We start from the raw sequence: 18,613 nt of genomic DNA, 5'->3' as shown, positions 1-18,613 counted from the left end.
ACATACGAGATCACATTTCGTGATTTTCGTCAGGCGGTAATCGAAAACTCCTGTCAGCAACCGCATCCCAGGCAAAGGATGGGCTATCTCCAGAAGAACCTTGTTGAAGAGACGACTTTGGATGATCCGCGCTACGATAGTGATATCGCGCTTTCAGGTGTCAGTCTCAGCGCAATTCAATGCTATATCAACTGGATAAACGAGAAGACTGGCAAGAATTACCGCTTGCCCACTGGCAAACAATGGTTGTGGTTGGCCTACGGTAAAGCGACAAGCGCATTCCCTTGGGGGGACTTACCGGACGAGGCTTCAGCGAAGCTGTGCCCCAGTGGTTGTGAGCCATCGTTTTCGGGACCGAAACCCGGCTATGTTAAGGCGCCCGGCCCCGTAGGACGCCTGAAACCGAACAGATTCGGGCTCTATGACGTCATCGGCAATGCAGACGAACTCGTCTCGGACACCCTCGGGGAAGAACTCGGATGTGTCGACGCCTACGCCAAACTGGGTTTTAAAGTAGACCAATCTTATTGCGAGCGCCGTCTCATGTTTGGCGGGAGCGTGTTTGGCGGATACGGAATCAATGGGAGGAACGTTGTTGGGTTTCGGCAGCCAGTGGAGACTAAAATTGCGGGCAACGCCTCGCGCGTTGGCTTTAGACTGATACGATGAGATCGCCACAGCAGTGTTGGTGACTTGCGGTCGCTCGACATCATGAATGAAGGGCAGTTATTCGCCCCTCATTGTCTAAACCGGACAATCCGGAACCCACGGCATAGCGGACATTCCACGGCCTACAGATACACCCTGTTCCGGCCATCCTTCTTGGCGCGATAGAGTGCGCGGTCGGCGCGGTGGAGCAGGTCGCCGCCGTCGCCCCCCGGATCGAGTGTCGCGACGCCCGCGGAGAAGCTCACCTTGCCGATGAGCTTTTCGGTGTCCTTGGCGGTCAGGTTGCGCGCGGCCAGATCGGCGCGTGCCTTGTCGACGATGTCGCGGGCTTCCTCTGCGGTGCGGCCCTTCAGAAGGATCACGAATTCCTCGCCGCCGTGGCGCGCGACATGGCAGTTGCCGTTGGAAACCTTGCTCAGCAGGTTGGCGACATATTTGAGCACGCGGTCGCCCGTCGCATGGCCGTGGGTGTCGTTGATCTTCTTGAAATGGTCGATGTCGCAAAAGGCGACCGACAGCGGCTGCGCGCTTTCGCGGCAGCTCTCGACCGCGCGCTTCAGGGTCTTTTCGAACGCGCGGCGATTGGCGAGGCCGGTCAGCGCATCGCTTTCGGCGAGCTTCTCGGCGGCTGCGAGCCGCGCCTGCATGTCGCCCATCTGGCGGACCGCGGTGCGGAGCTGCTTCTCGGCCTCGGCGGTTTTCTGGATCATCGACTGGGTCAGTTCGGTCAGCGCCGCGACGGTCGAAGACATGTCGGCGCCGCCCACCATTCCGTTCATTTCCGATCGCAGTGCCGTCCCGTAAGCCTTTGCATGCGCGCGGGTTTGTTCGACAAGCTGGCTGCCATCGGCAATGTGCACGCGTGCCTCACCGATCATGTCGGTGAGTTTTTCGGCGGAGATCTTGGCGCGATGTTGCTCGAGCAGCACCGCGGCCGTTGTCGCGTTCAGGCTGCCTTCGGTTTCCATCGCGCGATCGACCGCCCAGCCGAGCGCGCTGTGCGGCGCGACGAAATATTCCCAGGCAAGCGTATAGTGATCGGGCGTCGGTTCGAGCCGGTTGCGGGCAAGAAAGGCGCCGATCCGCTCATAATCGGACATGCGCCGGTCGCCTGTCGGGCCGGGCGCCGCGACGGGCGCTGCATCCGGCTCGTCGCCATCCTCGTCGCCCTTGTTGCGGCCCAGCAATCTGCCCATCAGCGAGGACAGGGGCGAGGCGTCGGGACGCAGCACCTTGGTTTCGGCGCGAAAGCGCCGGTCCGCGCTGCCCTGGCGCGGCGCGTTGGGATCTGCGACGGAGTTGGGATCGCTGCTCATGACCATTAAAACGGCATGCACCAGGAGTGGTTTAGTTACCGTTACTCATGGCGCAGCGCATCGATGGGGTTGAGCGAGGCCGCACGTCGCGCGGGAAAATAGCCGAAGATCACGCCGATCGCCGCGGAAAAGATAAAGGCGAGCAGGTTTATCTTCACATCGAAGATGAAGGGCACCTGCATCAGCGGCGCGATCGCGATCGAGGCGATGAGCGCGAGGAACATGCCGATCAGCCCGCCAAGGCACGACAATACTATCGCTTCGACAAGGAACTGGAGCAGCACTTCGCGCGCGACGGCGCCGATGGCGAGGCGGATGCCGATCTCGCGCGTCCGTTCGGTGACCGAGACGAGCATGATGTTCATGATGCCGATGCCGCCGACGAGCAGCGATATCGCGGCAACGGCGGCCACGATCTGGGTCAGAATGGTCGTGGTGCCGGTCAGCGTGTCCGAAATCTGCTTGGTGTCAAACACGTTGAAATTGTCGGCGTCGCCCGGCTTGATGCGCCGGCGTTCGCGCATCAGGTCTTCGAGCGAGGCCTGGACCGCTGCGGTCTCATAGGCGTCGTCGACCGCGACCATGATCAGCCCCAGATCGCGATTGCCCGTAAAGCGGCGCTGGACGAACTTGATCGGCATCACGACGACATCGTCCTGATCCTGGCCGAAGCCACCCTGACCGCGCGTCGCGAGCAGCCCGACCACCTGGCAGCTCACGCCCCTGATGCGGAAGCGCTTGCCGATCGGATCCTCCTGCTTGAACAGGTTGCGCTTCAGCGTGCTGCCGATGATGCAGACGGGTTTTCCGGCCTCTTCCTCTTCGGGCATGAACAGTCGGCCGGAATCGAGCGCCCATTGCTGTGCCTCGAAATAGGACGCCGTGGTGCCGTTGACCGTGGTATTCCAGTTGTTGCCCTCATAGATCGCGGCGCCCGACGACTGCGCCTGCGGCGCGACCGCGCGGACGCCCGTGATCTGTTGTGCAATGGCGGTGACGTCCTCGGGCTTGAAATCGGGGGGGCGGGGTCCACCGCCGCCCCGCCCGAACCCCTGGCCAGGACGGAGTTGAAGAATATTGGCACCAAGGCTGGAAATCTGCTCGCGCACCGCCGCGGTCGCGCCATTGCCGAGCGTGGTCATCGTGACGACCGCCGCCACGCCGATGATGATGCCGAGCGTCGTCAGGAACGAGCGCAGCTTGTGGCGCATGATCGCGCGGAAGGCGAGGGTGACGGTGGTGCCTAGCATTGGGGTCCTTTCCCTCTCCCTTGAGGGGAGAGGGTTGCATAGACTTGGCGGCTTTGCCGCTTAGTCGGAGCTGGGTGAGGGTGAGCGGCGCCTGGCGCCGCGCGAGGCTCCGCCTTGCTCACCCTCATCCAACTTCGCCTAGGCTCCTTCGTCGCCAAGGCTCCGTATCCTTCTCCCCTCAAGGGAGAAGGTTTTCGTCGGGCCATCACGACCGCGCTCCGTTCTCGATCGATTCGACCAGCCCATCCTTGAAGTGGATGATGGTGCGCGCAAAGGCCGCCATGTCGGGCTCGTGCGTCACCATCAGCACGGTGATGCCGCTGTTGCGGTTGAGGTCGGTAAGCAGTTGCATGATCTCGACCGAGCGCTCGCTGTCGAGGTTGCCCGTAGGCTCGTCGGCCAGCAGTACATCGGGGCTGGTGACGATCGCGCGCGCGATCGCGACACGCTGCTGCTGCCCACCCGAAAGCTCGGCAGGGGTGTGATCCCACCACGGTTTGAGGCCCACCTTGTCGAGCGCCGCCAGCCCCGCGGCATGCCGCGTATGCCGGTCTTCGCCCCGGTAGAGGAGCGGCAGTTCGACATTCTCGAGCGCGGTGGTGCGCGAAAGCAGGTTGAAGCCCTGGAAGACGAAGCCGAGATATTTGCGGCGGAGCAGCGCGCGCTGGTCGCGGTCGAGGCGCTCGACAGGATGGCCGTGGAACAGGAAGGAGCCGCTGGTCGGCACGTCGAGGCAGCCGAGGATGTTCATCGTCGTCGACTTGCCCGAACCCGAGGGACCCATCACCGCGACGAAATCGCCGCGCTGGATGTCGAGATCGACGCCCTTCAGCGCCTGAAAGGCGGTCGGCCCGCTGCCATAGGTCTTGGTGACCCCGCGCAGCCGGATAATCGGGTCATTCGCCATCGGGCGTCGCGGCTCCCGCCGCCTCGCGCTGTGCCCGCCGCTCCTCGCGCCGCTTGCGGAATTCCTCGCGCTGTTCGGGTGTCAGGCTCTCGAGAAAGGCGCGGCGCTGGTCGGGTGTCATGTCGCGGAGCCGGGGACGGTCGGCCGCGGGTGGCGTTGCCTCAGCCTTCGTTTTTGCAGGCGCCCCGGAAGCCTTTGTCTGCGTCGCTGCCGAAGGACTGGCATTGCCCGCTGGCGCGGGCGCGACCGGTGTGGCGGGCTGCTGCTGATCGCGCGGGCGCCTGCGGCCTTCGCCATCGCCATTGCCGCGATCCGCATCGGGTGCCTGCTGCCCTTCGGCCAGCTGGCCGGTGATCACCTTCATGCCTTCCTTGAGCTCGCCACCGGTGACTACCGTGCGCGAGCCGTCGCTGTCGCCGATGACGACGTTGACCGCCTTGGGCTTGCCGTCCGCATCCAGCACATAGACGGTCTGGCGGCTGCCCGGCCCGAAGCTGACCGACTGCGTCGCGCGATTGCCGAAACGGCGCGGGCCGGGGACGATCTGGCTGGTGATGCCGCCGCGCTGGCCGCTGCGGCCCGCCTGCTGCGGATTGAAGCGCAATGCCGAATTGGGGACGAGCAGGACGTCGTGGAGCTGCTTGGTCACGATGTCCGCGGTCGCGGTCATGCCCGGCCGCAGCGTTTCGCCCGGATTTTCGAGCGAGAGCACCGCGGTATAGGCGACGACATTGCCCGCACTGCTTGACGCGGACGACGTCGACGAGGAGGTCGAACCGCTCGCGGCGTTGGAGCCGACGTTGACGCGCGTGATCCGCGCCGGGAAGTTCCGGCCGGGAAAGGCGTCGACGGTGAAGGTGGCTTCCTGTCCCTGCTGGACCTGGCCGACATCGGCCTCGTCGACCGAGACCTCGACCTCCATCCGCGTGAGATCTTCGGCGATCGTGAACAGTACGGGCGCGTTGAACGACGCCGCGACGGTCTGCCCGGGCTCGATATCGCGCGACAGCACGACGCCCGTCACGGGCGAGACGATCTGCGAAATGTCGAGGTTGGTCTGCGCGGTCGCAAGCTGGGCCCGCGATACGCCCACCTGCGCCTGCGAAGACCGCATCGAGGCGAGCGCCTGACGATAATTGGCGCGGGCGCTGTCGAGTTCGGTCTTCGAAGGCACCTTGCCGCCCGAGATCCGGTACACGTCTTCCTGGCGGTCGAGCGTCGCCTTGGCGAGTGCGAGGCTGGCCTGTGCCTGCGCGACGCCCGCCTGCGCCGCGGTCACCTGCGACTGGTTCTGGGTGACATTGTCGATCAGGCGGCGCGTGTCGAGCTCGGCGAGCTTCTGGCCCTTCACGACGCGATCATTCACGTCGACCATCACCTGGGTGATCTTGCCCGACTGTTCGGAACCGACATCGACCTGGTTGATGGGCTTGAGATTGCCCGTGGCTGAGACGGTGACGGTCAGGTCGCCGCGGCGGACCTCGCGTGTCGTGTAATTGGGCTCATCGCCGCCGGTAAAGCAGCGTGAGAGCAGGAACAGGACAGCCAGCAGCGTGATGCCGATGACGCTGCGGATCACCCATTTGCGCCACGGCGCCTCGGGTTTCACGCCGAGAAATTCGTCGAGATCGCTCTGCGGCACCGAAACCGAATCGTTCATTGGGTCATTCCATCCATGGTCTGCCAGCCGCCGCCGAGCGCGCGATAGAGCTGCACGATCGACAGCGCGGTATCGGCCTGTATCGCAGCATAGCTGTCGCGCGCGACGAGCAGGGATTGCTCGGTCTGGAGCAGCGTCTGGAAATCGGTGAGTCCGGCGCGATACTGGCTGCGCGCGAGGATAGCGGAATTGTTGGCGGCATCGAGTGCGACCGCGAGCTGTTCGGAACGCGCGCGCGAGGAATCGAGCGCGACCAGCCCGTTTTCCACATCCTCAAGCCCGATCAGCACCGACTGACGATAGGCCGCGAACGCACCTTCTGCGGCCGCCTGTTGCGAACGGACCTGCGAGCGGCGACGGCCGCCGTCGAAGATCGCCTGGCTGATGCTCGAGAACAGGCCCGCGGTGATCGTGTCCGCCAGGCCGCCCAACGAAAAGGCGCTGGTGCCGATATTGCCGGTGATCCGGAGTGCCGGATAGAGCTCCGCCTCGGCGACGCCGATCCGCGCGGTCGCCGACGCGAGCGTGCGTTCCGCGCCGCGGATGTCGGGACGCTGGCGCAGCGTATCGGCGGGGATGCCCGTGGCGATGTCGGTTGGGGCGGACGGGATCGGCTCGCTCTTCTCGAGCGCCTGCGTCGCGGCGCCGGGCGCCTGGCCCGTCAGCACCGCGATGCGGTTGAGCGCGCCGGCAAAGCTCGTCTCTATCCGCGGGATCGACGCTGTGGTCCGCGCCAGCTGCGCGCGCGCCTGTTCCTCGTCGAGCGACGAGACCAGGCCCGCCTGAACGCGCCAGCGCGCAATATCGTAGTTTTCGCTATCGTTCGCGAGCGTCTCGCGCGCGATGCGAAGCTGTTCCTGCGAGAGGCGCAGCTGGATATAGTTGGTCGCGAGCTCGGAGACGATCGCGACACGCACCGCGGCCAGGTCATATTCGGCGCCCTCGGCATCGGCGCGCGCCGCCTCGACGCTGCGGCTGATCCCGCCGAACAGGTCGACTTCCCATGCCGCGTCGCCGCCGATCGAAAAGCTGCTGCGGTCGCGCGCATCGCTGCTGAAGTTGCGCCCGGCGCCGGCGGAGGCATCGACGGTGGGAAGGCCGCCCGCGCGCGCCTGAATCAAGGACTCACGCGCCTGTTTCAGCCGCGCCATGCCTTGTGCCAGATCGAGGTTTTCGGCGACCGCGCGATCGACCAGCGCATTGAGCGCGGGGTCGTTGAACCGCTTCCACCAGATCGACAGGATCAGAGGAGACAGGCGCTCGCCGCCCCCGCGCGTATATTGATCGGGAACGCCAAGATCGATTGCGGGCGTGGGGCGATAGTCGGGCCCGACCGCGCAGGCCGCCGCCAGCACGGGCAGCGTGAGGACAAGGATGGCTCTGCTACGCACCCGCAAATAACTCCAAAGCCACGATGAACCGCAAATTAAATACGGGCCGCTTGCGCTCCGCCCGATGGCTATCTAGTCCCTGCCGCAACCGGATTTCCGCGCCAAACAAAATTGTGTCGCGATTTGTAACAGGAGCGAAAAGGATCATGCGCGCTTTCATTTTTCCCGGCCAGGGCAGCCAGGCCGTCGGGATGGGCAAGGGTCTGGCGGATGCGAGTCCGGTCGGGCGCGAGGTGTTCCAGGAAGTCGACGACGCGCTCGGCCAGAACCTCTTCAAGCTGATGACCGAGGGGCCCGAAGACCAGCTGACGCTGACCGAGAATGCCCAGCCAGCGATCATGGCCAACGCGATCGCCACGCTGCGTGTGCTCGAAAGGGAGGGCGGGGTGCGGCTGGCCGACAAGGCGGCATTCGTTGCGGGGCACAGCCTTGGCGAATATGGCGCGCTGTGCGCCGCCGATGCGCTCGATCTGGCGACCACCGCACGGCTGCTCAAGCTGCGCGGCCGGGCGATGCAGGCGGCGGTGCCCGTCGGCGAGGGCGCGATGGCGGCGCTGCTTGGCGCCGATATCGAAAAGGCGCAGGCGCTGGCCGATGCGGCAGCCGGGGGCGAGGTCTGCACCGTCGCCAACGACAACGATCCGGGCCAGGTCGTCATCTCGGGACATAGGGGTGCGATCGAGCGCGCGGTTGCGCTGGTCAAGGATCACGGCATCAAGCGCGGCGTGCTGCTGCCCGTCTCGGCGCCGTTCCACTGCCCGCTGATGCAGCCCGCAGCCGACGCAATGGCCGAGGCGCTGGGAAAGGCGGCATTGCGCGCGCCGCTGGTGCCGGTCTTCGCCAATGTCACCGCGGCACCGGTCGCCGAGCCCGACACGATCCGCACGCTGCTCGTCGCCCAGGTGACGGGGCGGGTGCGCTGGCGCGAGTCGGTGATCGCGATGGAAGCCGCAGGCGTACAGCAGTTCGTGGAGTTCGGCGGCAAGGTGCTCGCGCCGATGGTGAAGCGCAGCGCTGTTGGTGAGATCGAGGCAACGAGCGTGATCTCGATGGACGACATCGAGGCGCTGCTGAAGACGCTGTAACAGGCGCGCGGAGACGCGGAGGCGCGGAGGGGAGCGGGTGAAGGATATCGAGGCGCTGCTGGCGGATTTTCGAGATTTGGTTCGCGCAAAGACGCAGAGTTCGCAGAGGGAGCTGTGAAGCACATCGACGACATTACGCGTGATGTGATCGGTGTCGCGATGCGCATTCATCGCGATCTCGGCAGCGGCCTGCTCGAGAGTGTGTATGAAACGCTGCTGGCCGCAAAGCTTAGTCAGCTCGGTTATAGGGTCGATCGGCAGAAGCCAATCGACATTGAATTTGAGAAATTGCGCTTTGACGCAGCGTTCCGGATTGATTTGCTGGTCGAGCAGAGCTTGATCATCGAGGTCAAATCGGTCGAACAGATCAGCAGGGCCCATGCCAAGCAGCTATTGACTTATCTGCGCCTGATGAAGCAGCCGGTGGGGCTGATCCTCAATTTCGGTGGCGCGACGATGAAGGAAGGGATCCGCAGGCTGGTCAACGACCATGTAGACTCTGCGCCCTCTGCGTCTCTGCGCGAACAAACAAGGTATTAGGGAGCGAAACATGTTCGATTTGACAGGCATGACCGCGCTGGTGACCGGCGCTTCGGGCGGTATTGGCTCGGCGGTGGCGAAGGCCTTGGCGGCGCAGGGTGCGCGGCTTGCGGTGTCGGGGTCCAATGCCGACAAGCTCGAGGCGTTCCGCACCGAACTCGGTGGCGATCACGTCGCGCTGGCCTGCGACCTTTCGGATGGTGCGGCGGTCGATGGCCTAGTCCCGCGCGCGGTGGAGGCGCTGGGACAGCTCGATATCCTCGTCAACAATGCCGGCGTGACGCGCGACAACCTCGCGATGCGGATGAAGGACGAGGAATGGGATCAGGTGATCCGGGTCAATCTGGAGGCGGCGTTCCGCCTCGCCCGCGCCGCCTGCAAGCCGATGATGAAGGCCCGTTTCGGACGCATCGTCTCGATTACCTCGGTGGTCGGCGCAACGGGCAACCCGGGTCAGGCCAATTACGCGGCATCCAAGGCGGGGCTGGTCGGGATGTCTAAGGCGCTGGCGCAGGAACTCGCCAGCCGCGGCATCACCGTCAACTGTGTCGCACCCGGTTTCATCCGCTCGGCGATGACCGATGTGCTGCCCGAAGCGCAGAAGGAAGCGCTGACCGGACGGATTCCCGCGGGCAAGCTGGGGGAAGGTGATGACATCGGGGCTGCGGTCGTCTATCTGGCGAGCCGAGAAGCGTCCTATGTCACTGGCCAGACCCTGCATGTAAATGGCGGAATGGCGATGATTTGAGCGGTCGGGCGCTTGGCGGGGCTTGCAAGGCCTTCGTCGCCCGACTAGTGCAACCCCTGAACAACAGTTAAGAGAAGGAGCTCTACATGAGCGAGACTGCCGACCGCGTAAAGAAGATCGTCGTCGAACATCTCGGCGTCGAGGCCGAGAAGGTCACCGAAGACGCGAGCTTCATCGATGATCTGGGCGCGGACAGCCTCGACATCGTTGAGCTAGTCATGGCGTTCGAGGAAGAGTTCGGCGTCGAGATTCCCGACGATGCCGCCGAGAAGATCTCGACGGTGAAGGATGCGATTTCCTTCATCGACGCCAACAAGGGCTGATCCGGCCCCTTTCGACGAGCCGAAGCAGTTTCAAGCGGCTCCCCGACCCGGGACATCAAGGGCCGGGGAGCCGTTTTGTTTCTGAGCGACTGCATTGCTGATATAGCGCGAGCGGCGGGCGGGCCCCGGACGCGATCGCCTTGATGGAGTGAATATATGCGCCGCGTAGTGGTAACCGGAATGGGACTCGTGACACCGCTGGGTGCCGATGTCGAAACCGCGTGGAAGAACATCATCGCGTCGAAATCGGGCGCAGGCACGATCACGCGCTTCGATGCGACCGACTATGCGTGCCGCATCGCCTGCGAGGTGAAGCCCGCCGATCACGAATATGGCTTCGATGCGTCGAAGCGCGTCGATCACAAGGTGCAACGCCAGGTCGACCCCTTCATCGTCTATGGCATCGACGCTGCGGGACAGGCGCTCGAGGACGCAGGCCTGACCGACATGAGCGAGGAGGAGCGTTTTCGCGCGGGCTGTTCGATCGGCTCGGGGATCGGCGGTCTGCCGGGCATCGAGAGCGAATCGATCGTGCTCTATGAAAAGGGCCCCCGCCGCGTTTCGCCGCACTTCGTCCATGGTCGCCTGATCAACCTGATCTCTGGCCAGGTCAGCATCAAATACGGGCTGATGGGCCCCAATCACGCGGTCGTTACCGCCTGTTCGACGGGCGCGCACTCGATCGGCGATGCCGCGCGCATGATCGCGATGGACGATGCCGACGTCATGCTCGCGGGTGGCGCGGAAAGCACGGTGTGTCCGATCGGCATCGCCGGCTTCGCGCAGGCGCGCGCGCTTTCGACCAATTTCAACGATACGCCCGAAAAGGCTTCGCGCCCCTATGACGTGGGTCGCGACGGCTTCGTGATGGGCGAGGGCGCTGGCGTCGTCGTGCTCGAGGAATATGAGCGCGCGAAGAAGCGTGGCGCCAAGATCTATGGCGAGGTGATCGGATATGGCCTGTCGGGCGACGCCTATCACGTGACCGCGCCGCATCCCGAAGGGTCGGGCGCGTTCCGCTCGATGGAAATGGCGATGAAGAAGTCTGGGCTCGCGCTGAGCGACATCGACTATATCAACGCCCACGGCACCTCGACGCCGCTCGGTGACGAGCTCGAACTCGGGGCGGTCCGGCGCCTGTTCGGCAATGCGATCGGCGACCTTTCGATGAGCTCGACCAAATCGGCGATCGGGCACCTGCTCGGCGGTGCCGGCGCGGTTGAATCGATCTTCTGCCTGCTCGCGATGCGCGACCAGATCGCGCCGCCGACGCTCAACCTCGACAACCCTTCCGAGGGCTGCAACGGCGTCGATCTGGTGCCGCACGTCGCCAAGGAGCGTCCGATCAAGGCCGTGCTCAACAACAGCTTCGGCTTTGGTGGCACCAACGCCAGCCTGGTGATGAAGGCGATCTGATCCGATGCGCAAGTTCGGCTGCTTCGGCCTGCTCGTCGCAGCCGCGCTTGCGATCGGTGCGTTCTCCCTGTTCCGCTGGTACGGGCCAGGGCCGGCGGAAAAGGACATTACCGTCATCATCAGGGACGGCTCGTCGCTGACCTCGGCGGCGCGCCAGCTTGAGGATGCGGGCGCGATCGGGTCGGCCGACAGCTTCCTCGCCTTTGCCAGACTGCTCGGCAGCGACGCACCGATCCATTCGGGCGAATACAAGATTCCCGCGGGGATGAGCGCATCCGAGGTGCTCGACCTGCTGCAAAGCGGCCGGACGCTGCAGCGCTTCGTCGCGATCCCCGAGGGGATGCCCTCGATCCTCGTGCACGAAAAGCTGATGAAGGAGCCGCTGCTGACGGGCAGCGTCGCGGTGCCGCGCGAGGGATCGGTGCTTCCCGACAGCTACAGCTTCCAGCGCGGAGAGACACGCGCCGCGGTGCTCCAGCGGATGCAGGCGGCGATGGACAAGACGCTCGCGGCGCTATGGGCGAAGCGCAAGCCGGGCATTGCCGTGTCGACGCCGCAGCAGGCGATCGTTCTTGCCTCTATCGTCGAGAAGGAAACCGGCGTCCCCGCCGAACGGCGCACGGTGGCATCGGTCTATACCAACCGGTTGAAGCAGGGGATGCGGCTCCAGGCCGACCCGACGATCATCTATCCGATCACCAAGGGCAAGCCGCTTGGGCGCCGGATCCTGCGTTCGGAACTGCAGGCGGTGAACGGGTACAACACCTATGCGATGACGGGGCTTCCCGTCGGGCCGATCGCCAATCCGGGGCGGGATTCGATCGCGGCGGTGCTCGATCCAGCACAGACCCGCTATCTCTTTTTCGTCGCGGACGGGAAGGGCGGCCACGCCTTTGCCGAGACGCTCGGCCAGCACGACGCCAACGTCCAGAAATGGTATGCCATCCGCCGCGAGCGCGGGGAGATGTAGCGCCTTCAATCGGCGCAATCGATCATGGTCACATGGCTAATCAATTGTATTCGCGCGCCCGCACGCCATATGGGGCGTGAGCGGCGAGCGCCGCAGCCAGTTCCTGCCATCGGAGAAGTGAAGACATGATCGGTCGGTCAGTCCCTGTCGTTACCCTGAAGACCCGCGTGCGCGACGAGAGCATTGGCGGCCCCAATCCCTTCCGCTGGGACGACCTCGATACCGGTTCCCTGTTCGGCGAGGGGCGCCACGTCGTGTTCGCACTGCCCGGCGCCTTCACGCCGACCTGCACCACCGAACAGTGCCCGGCGTTCGAGCGGCGCTATGACGAATTCCGCGCGCTGGGAGTCGACGAGGTCCATTGTCTGTCGGTCAACGACGCTTTCGTCATGTACCAATGGGGCAAGATGCTCGGTATCGAGAAGGTCAAGCTGCTGCCCGACGGCGCGGCCCACTTCACGCGGCGCATGGGGATGCTGATCAACAAGGATCATCTCGGTTTCGGTGACCGTTCGTGGCGCTACGCGATGATCGTCGAGGACGGCAAGGTCGTCGCCTGGTTCGAGGAACCGGGCATCAACGACGATGGCAGCGATTCCGACCCCTATGGCGAATCCAGGCCCGAAAAGCTGCTCGAGTGGCTGAGGGCGCGGGAGCTCCGCGAAGCGGCTTGATCAGTTTCAAGGATCGATGAACGGGAGGGGCCCGGCGCCACAACGCCGGGCCCTTTTTCGTCAGCGAAGCCAGCCGCGCTTGGTTGCGTAATCCGCAAACCAGACGAGGAACAGGCCCATCGCAATGATGAAGGCCGGGAAGATCGCGGACGATGGTCCGAGGACTTCGTGCGCCTTGAACACCACGAATACCCAGCCGAACTGGATTATCGCGGCGGCTACCGACAGGATGAGCAGCGGTCTTGCCCATCTGCGCCGCAGCACGAGGCCGATGGCTCCGGCCAGTCCGCTGAAGACTGCGATGGCGAATGCGCCCATCACCCAGGCCGGCGTCGCGTTCATCAGATCGCGCTGGCCTTGGGGCAACGCGGCCAGTGCCTCGGGCGACAGGGTGACGTGATAGAGGTAGGAACCGACCCCCATCAACTCCCACAGCAGCCCGAGCACCGCGACCGCCCAGAACCAGGCCGGCGGCTTGATTGCAGCGTTTTCAGACATTTTCACCCCCACTTTGATTGTTGATGGGAGCGAGGGTGCGCTCAAAATGACCGATTGGCAATCAGAGCCTGAGACCCGCGAGTTCGTCGAGCCCTGCGGCGATGTTGAGGTTCTGGACCGCGGCGCCCGCGGCACCCTTGCCCAGATTGTCGAGGATCGCGACCAGCCGCGCCTGCCCGGTTGCCTCGTTGCCGAAGACATAAAGATCGAGCCGGTCGGTATCCGCCGCCTGTTCGAGAGTCAGAACCGAGAGATCCGCCGCAGGTTTCACGGTGACGAGCCTGCTGCCGTCATAGGCGGCGGCAAGGGCATCGTGCATTTGCGCCACGCTGGGCGCGTTCGCCATCGCGCGAAGTTGCAGCGGCACCTCGACGAGCATGCCGCGATAGGTGCGCGCGACCGCGGGCGCGAAGATCGGTGGGTGGGACAGACCTCCATGCTGCTGCATCTCGGGCACATGCTTGTGTGCGAGGTTCAACCCATAGGCGCGAAAGGCCGTATCGGTCGCACCCGGCGCGTCGGCATTTTCAAACGCCGCGATCATCGCCTTGCCGCCGCCCGAATAGCCCGAGGCGGCGTTGACCGTCAGCGGCCAATCGGCGGAGATCAGGCCTTCGCGGACGAGCGGACGGACGAGCGCGAGAAAACCCGTGGGGTAGCAGCCCGGATTCGAGATCCGCGTTGCGCCCGAAAGCCGCTGGCGCTGGTCGGGCTCGAGCTCGGCAAAGCCGTATGTCCAGCCATCGGCGACGCGGTGCGCTGTCGAGGCGTCGATCACCTTCACCGCGGGATTGTCGATCAGCGCCACTGCCTCGCGCGCGGCATCGTCGGGAAGGCAGAGAATCACGACATCGGCGCTGTTGAGCGCATCGCGCCGCGCGGCGACATCCTTGCGCAGCGCATCGGGCAGCGTCGTCACGACGAGATCGCCGCGTCCCTCGAGCCGCTCGCGGATCTCGAGGCCCGTGGTGCCCTCAGCGCCGTCGATGAAGACCTTGACGCTCATGGCCGCCGCACCGTCATTGCGGCTGCGTTCTCGGGCGACAGCCGCGCCAACAGGCCGGCCAGCGGCTCTATGCTGACCGCCTTGGCATGGCCGTTGGCATGGATGATCCGTTCGGCGTCGAGCATCATGGCGACATGTCCGGGAAAGAAGGCGAGGTCGCCGCGCTGGAGCGGGGCTCCGCCGGAAACGGGCTGGCCGAGGTTTTGGGCCTGCTGGTCGCTGTCGCGCGGCGCGGTGACGCCCGCGAAGGACAGCGCAACCTGGACGAGCCCGGAACAGTCGATCCCCTCGACGCTGCGGCCGCCGAGCAGATAGGGCGTACCAAGCAGCTTTTCGGCCTGCTCGACGGGATCGAGGCGCGCATCGATCGCGACGAGATCGGCGCGGTCGATCGCGCCCTCGTCGGTGAGCAGCCAGCCATCGCCCACGCTGCCTTCGACGATCGCACCCATCGAGAGCGTCCTGAGGACCGCCGCATCGGGCGAGGCGCCGTCGCGCAACGCCGCGCTGCGGCTGCTGACGCGCCACGCGCCCGGGCGCGCGATGCCGAGGGCATCTTCGCGGACATAGCCGACATAGTGGTCGTGCGCGCAGTAACCCCAGGCCCACCCGCCGCTGAGGTCGATCACTTCAAAGGTCTCGCCATGGAGCAGTTCGGAGATCAGTTCGGCCTCGTCATTGCCCTTGGCGCGCAACGCCGCCGTCGCAACGATGCAGCGCCGTTCCATCGGGCGCGCATAATGCGGCGCGAACAGCGTGCCCGCGAGCGCAAGATCGGCAATGTCGCCGCGCACCGCATGGACGCGGCGATCCAGAACAACGGAAGGGCCAGTCAGGCCGAAATGCTTACGCCCGCCGGCGCTGCCGGGTGTCTGTGTCGTGCCCTTTGCGGGCGATGAGTCCACCGAAGCCTTCAAGAAAGTCTGCCCCTTCACGCGTCTGTGCGACGAAGATGTTGCGGCGATCCGCATCGTCACGCTGGCGGCGCAGATAGCCGAGCGCACCCAGCTTGTTCAAGGCGCGTGTTACGACGGGCTTTGACACGTTGAGGACCTGGGCCAGACCGCGGACGGTGTGGGGGCCGGGTTTGAGATAGACGACAAGCAACAGCGCCATCTGGCGGTTGGTGAGATCAGGTTCACCCGACCGCACATAGTCAGTCAGCGTTTCCATCCACCCGTTCAACGCCCTGTTTACTGCCATACCACCTCGCGGCCGTCTTTCCGCCATTCGGAACGGCTTCGTCATGGCATAACGCGCTATCGCCCTTGGGGTTTCCCGCCGCGGGTTATTTTATCTCCGTCACAGGTTTTGCGGCGCGCTCGCGCGCATCGGCGAGGAGCGCGTCAAGCGCGCCGCGATCATAGAGTTTGCCTGCTCGCACCACTGCGCGGATGTCGCGCGTGGCAGCGATATCGGCGAGCGGATTGGCGCCCAGCAGCAGGATGTCGGCTGCCTTGCCTGGCGCGATCGTGCCGTAGCGCGCCTGTTTGCCAAGGAAACGCGGCCCGTTGATGACCGAGGCGCGCAGCGCATCGACGGGCTTCAGCCCCGATTCGACGAAGCGCGCGAGTTCGTCATGCAACCCCTGACCCGGATAGTTGAACGAATTGAGATAGCCCGCATCGGTTCCCGCGAGGATGCTGATGCCCGCGTCGCGCATGAGCGGCAGCAGCGTCGCGCTCAGCTCATATTCGCGGTGGCGGCGCTCGATCGCAGCGGCATCAGCCTTCGCGGCGCGTTCGACGCGCCAGTTGTAAGTCGCGCGCAGCCCAGGGCCGATCAGCCTAAGCGCAGGATCCTTGCTGTGATTCTCACGGTCGAGATAGGCGAGGATGCGGCCCATATTCTGGGTCGGCGTCACATAAAGCCCATAGCGAGCGAGCTTGCGGAACTCCCTGCGTGCGAGGGAGGGATCGAATGTGTCGACAAGCCCGTCCGATGCCTCGGCATAGGTCAGCTTCTTGTCGGCATAGTCGCGCGAAATCTGCGCTTCCTGCGTCGAGCCCGCCTTGATCAGATAATCGCCATGCTCGATTGACGAGAGCCCGCCCGCCACCGCCTGTTCAACGGTCAGCGCATAGGGGATGTGGGCAGACGTCTTCAGTCCGCGTGCCTTGGCGGCCTTGAGCGCATGGAGGAAGATTTCGGGGCGGAGCGTATTGTCGGTGATCTTCACAAAATCGACGCGCATCGCCTGCAGCCGGTCCAGCGCGGCGTCGACCTCGGCGGGGCTGTCGACTTCGATCGTGCCCTTCCACAAGGGTTTGGGTCCTTCGAGCTTGGGCCCCGAGGTATAGATATTGGGGCCGGCGAGTTCGCCCGCGGCGACCTGGGCACGCCAGCTCAGCACCGCGTCGCTGATATCGGCCGCGCAATCGCGCACGCTGGTGATGCCATAGGCGAGGTAAAGCGGCAGCAGCGCCTTGTTTTCCTCGATCAGTTCCTGACCGCCACCAAAATGGACGTGCATGTCCCAAAGGCCGGGCATCGCATATTGGCCCCGCGCGTCGATCGTGCGCGCCGCCTGATAGTCGCGATCGATCGCCTTCTCGCTGTCGACCGCGACGATATCGCCGCCGCGGACCACGATTGCGCGCCCCTCGACCAGCTTGCCCGCGGCGACATCGACGATCGTCGCTCCGCGAATAACGAGGTCGACATTTTCGCGCGCCGATGCGGTCTGGAGCGTTCCTGCGATCATCAGGAACGCGGCAATCAGCTTCTTTATCATTCAGATCATCCGTAGCGCGATTTGAGGACCGACCAGGCCGCGCGCAGGCCAAGCGCGTCGCCGCCCTTGGGGCGGCCGGGCTTGGCGGCGGGGCGCCAGGCGAAGGTGTCGAAATGCGCCCAGGGTGTGTCCTTGGGGACGAATTTCTCGAGGAAGAGGGCGGCGGTGACCGAGCCGGCAAAGCCGCCATCGGGTGCGTTGTTGAGATCGGCGATGTCCGATTTGAGCATCTCGCCATAACCCTCCCACAGCGGCAGCCGCCACAGCGGATCGTCCTCGGCGGTGCCGGCGGCGAGCAAGTCTTCGGCCAGTTGATCATCGTTGGCGAACATCGCGGGCAGATCGGGGCCAAGTGCGACGCGTGCGGCGCCGGTCAGCGTCGCGAAGTCAATGATGAGCTCGGGTTTGTCCTCGGCTGCCCTGGCCAGCGCATCGCCCAGGATCAGGCGGCCCTCGGCATCGGTATTGGCGATCTCGACGCTCAGCCCCTTGCGGCTCCTGAGCACGTCGCCGGGACGCATGGCGTTGCCCGAGATCGCGTTTTCGACCGCTGGGATCAACAGGTGCAGGTGCACGGGCAGGCGCTGCTCGATCACGAGCCGCGTGAGCGCCAGCGCGTGCGCAGCACCGCCCATATCCTTCTTCATCAGCCGCATGCCCGATCCGGGCTTGATGTCGAGCCCGCCGCTGTCGAAGCACACGCCCTTGCCGACGATCGCGATGCGCGGATGCTTGGGATTGCCCCAGATGAGCTCGATCAGCCGCGGCGCATGCTTCTTGTCGGCCGCCATGCCCACCGCGTGGATCATCGGATAACCGGTTTCGAGATCGTGGCCCTTGGTGACGGTCAGCGCGGCGTCATGCTTCTTCGCCAGCTTCTCGGCCTTCGCCTCGAGTTCGCCGGGGCCAAGGTCGAGCGCGGGGATATTGACGAGGTCGCGTACCAGCGCGGTCGCCTCGGCGAGCCGCACCGTCTCCGCGATCCGCGCGATATCACCCGTCATCAGCACGCGCGGCCCCTCGGGCTTTTCATCCTTCCTGTATTTTTCGAAACGGTACTGCGCGGTCAGCCAACCCAACATCGCGGGGCCGGGTTCGCGGCATTCGACGCGATAGGCACCCTCGGGGAGCGTTTCCGCGAGCTTGGCAAGGCACCAGCTCGACAGCTTCTCGACATCGGCGACGACGCTCACCACCGACCAGTCCTCGGCCTTGTCGCCGGGCAGGATGGCGCTGGCAAAGGGTTTGGGCGCAAGCCGCTGTGCTGTGATTGCGGTCCGGTGCCGCTCGGGCTGTGCCTTGAGCCAGTCGTCATAGCCCTTGGCATCGACGAGGTGGATGGTGCGGGCGGCCTGGCCCTTGTCGGGCTGGAGCAGGGCGGAAAGATCGGTCATCGGCGGCGCCGTATCGGAACGAAGGTCATGCC

19 protein-coding genes are annotated in these 18,613 nt (G+C 64.9%); 8 read left to right on the top strand and 11 right to left on the bottom strand.

The features are described 5' to 3' along the window. A partial coding sequence (locus AC3WJD_RS18155; RefSeq protein WP_492748137.1) for an SUMF1/EgtB/PvdO family nonheme iron enzyme occupies positions 1–669 on the top strand: 669 nt, incomplete at its 5' end. A 122-nt stretch (positions 670–791) separates the two neighbouring features. On the opposite strand, the gene AC3WJD_RS18150 is transcribed toward AC3WJD_RS18155, so the two are convergent. The 5 genes from AC3WJD_RS18150 to AC3WJD_RS18130 form a co-directional block, all read right to left on the bottom strand. Next, positions 792–1,985 (bottom strand): GGDEF domain-containing protein, encoded by a 1,194-nt coding sequence (locus AC3WJD_RS18150; RefSeq protein WP_492748136.1) that lies wholly within the window; start codon positions 1,983–1,985, stop codon positions 792–794. 41 nt (positions 1,986–2,026) lie between these two features. Continuing rightward, positions 2,027–3,235: an ABC transporter permease gene (locus tag AC3WJD_RS18145; RefSeq protein WP_492748135.1), complete on the bottom strand. Its 1,209-nt coding sequence runs from the start codon at positions 3,233–3,235 to the stop codon at positions 2,027–2,029. 205 nt (positions 3,236–3,440) lie between these two features. Beyond that, complete coding sequence (locus tag AC3WJD_RS18140) at positions 3,441–4,142, bottom strand: ABC transporter ATP-binding protein (RefSeq protein WP_492748134.1); 702 nt, start codon at positions 4,140–4,142, stop codon at positions 3,441–3,443. Then, complete coding sequence (locus AC3WJD_RS18135) at positions 4,132–5,802, bottom strand: efflux RND transporter periplasmic adaptor subunit (RefSeq protein ID WP_492748133.1); 1,671 nt, start codon at positions 5,800–5,802, stop codon at positions 4,132–4,134. The genes AC3WJD_RS18140 and AC3WJD_RS18135 overlap by 11 nt, the downstream gene beginning before the upstream one ends. Continuing rightward, positions 5,799–7,193 carry an efflux transporter outer membrane subunit gene (locus AC3WJD_RS18130; protein ID WP_492748132.1) on the bottom strand — a complete coding sequence of 465 codons (1,395 nt, stop codon included), beginning with the start codon at positions 7,191–7,193 and terminating at the stop codon, positions 5,799–5,801. Before AC3WJD_RS18130 ends, AC3WJD_RS18135 begins: the two co-directional genes overlap by 4 nt. A gap of 146 nt (positions 7,194–7,339) precedes the next feature. On the opposite strand from AC3WJD_RS18130, the gene fabD reads away from it, so the two are divergent. The 7 genes from fabD to AC3WJD_RS18095 all read left to right on the top strand — a co-directional run bounded on the left by fabD (position 7,340) and on the right by AC3WJD_RS18095 (position 12,949). Then, the gene (gene fabD, locus AC3WJD_RS18125) at positions 7,340–8,278 is read left to right on the top strand and encodes an ACP S-malonyltransferase (RefSeq protein WP_492748131.1); all 939 of its coding nucleotides are present in this window, start codon (positions 7,340–7,342) and stop codon (positions 8,276–8,278) included. A 114-nt stretch (positions 8,279–8,392) separates the two neighbouring features. After that, positions 8,393–8,818, top strand: a complete 426-nt coding sequence (locus AC3WJD_RS18120; protein ID WP_492748130.1) for a GxxExxY protein — start codon at positions 8,393–8,395, stop codon at positions 8,816–8,818. A gap of 10 nt (positions 8,819–8,828) precedes the next feature. Continuing rightward, a complete protein-coding gene (gene fabG / locus AC3WJD_RS18115) occupies positions 8,829–9,566 on the top strand; it encodes a 3-oxoacyl-[acyl-carrier-protein] reductase (RefSeq protein WP_492748129.1) in 738 nt (245 codons plus the stop codon). Between the two features lie 86 nt (positions 9,567–9,652). Continuing rightward, complete coding sequence (locus tag AC3WJD_RS18110; protein WP_119759184.1) at positions 9,653–9,889, top strand: acyl carrier protein; 237 nt, start codon at positions 9,653–9,655, stop codon at positions 9,887–9,889. A gap of 156 nt (positions 9,890–10,045) precedes the next feature. After that, positions 10,046–11,305 carry a beta-ketoacyl-ACP synthase II gene (gene fabF / locus AC3WJD_RS18105; protein ID WP_492748128.1) on the top strand — a complete coding sequence of 420 codons (1,260 nt, stop codon included), beginning with the start codon at positions 10,046–10,048 and terminating at the stop codon, positions 11,303–11,305. A 4-nt stretch (positions 11,306–11,309) separates the two neighbouring features. Next, positions 11,310–12,275, top strand: coding sequence for an endolytic transglycosylase MltG (gene mltG, locus AC3WJD_RS18100; RefSeq protein WP_492748127.1), 966 nt, complete (start codon positions 11,310–11,312; stop codon positions 12,273–12,275). 125 nt (positions 12,276–12,400) lie between these two features. Further along, entirely contained in the window at positions 12,401–12,949 is a 549-nt protein-coding gene (locus AC3WJD_RS18095; protein ID WP_492748126.1) for a peroxiredoxin, read from the top strand. 60 nt (positions 12,950–13,009) lie between these two features. Here the strand turns inward: AC3WJD_RS18095 and AC3WJD_RS18090 are convergent, their stop codons facing one another. From AC3WJD_RS18090 to AC3WJD_RS18065, 6 genes are all read right to left on the bottom strand, one after another. Beyond that, positions 13,010–13,447 (bottom strand): hypothetical protein, encoded by a 438-nt coding sequence (locus AC3WJD_RS18090; protein WP_492748125.1) that lies wholly within the window; start codon positions 13,445–13,447, stop codon positions 13,010–13,012. Between the two features lie 61 nt (positions 13,448–13,508). Further along, positions 13,509–14,453, bottom strand: coding sequence for an N-acetyl-gamma-glutamyl-phosphate reductase (gene argC / locus AC3WJD_RS18085; protein WP_492748124.1), 945 nt, complete (start codon positions 14,451–14,453; stop codon positions 13,509–13,511). Then, positions 14,450–15,358, bottom strand: coding sequence for a C40 family peptidase (locus AC3WJD_RS18080; RefSeq protein ID WP_492748123.1), 909 nt, complete (start codon positions 15,356–15,358; stop codon positions 14,450–14,452). Before AC3WJD_RS18080 ends, argC begins: the two co-directional genes overlap by 4 nt. After that, the gene (locus tag AC3WJD_RS18075) at positions 15,300–15,626 is read right to left on the bottom strand and encodes a MarR family transcriptional regulator (protein ID WP_492748122.1); all 327 of its coding nucleotides are present in this window, start codon (positions 15,624–15,626) and stop codon (positions 15,300–15,302) included. Before AC3WJD_RS18075 ends, AC3WJD_RS18080 begins: the two co-directional genes overlap by 59 nt. A 115-nt stretch (positions 15,627–15,741) precedes the next feature. Next, entirely contained in the window at positions 15,742–17,187 is a 1,446-nt protein-coding gene (locus AC3WJD_RS18070) for an amidohydrolase family protein (RefSeq protein WP_492748120.1), read from the bottom strand. A 5-nt stretch (positions 17,188–17,192) separates the two neighbouring features. Then, positions 17,193–18,581, bottom strand: coding sequence for a leucyl aminopeptidase family protein (locus tag AC3WJD_RS18065; RefSeq protein WP_492748119.1), 1,389 nt, complete (start codon positions 18,579–18,581; stop codon positions 17,193–17,195). Between the last annotated feature and the right edge of the window lie 32 nt (positions 18,582–18,613).

The sequence above is a fragment of the Sphingobium sp. FW306-1B-F04DB genome (assembly GCF_058781925.1).
This window is presented reverse-complemented; position numbering and strand designations above follow the sequence as displayed.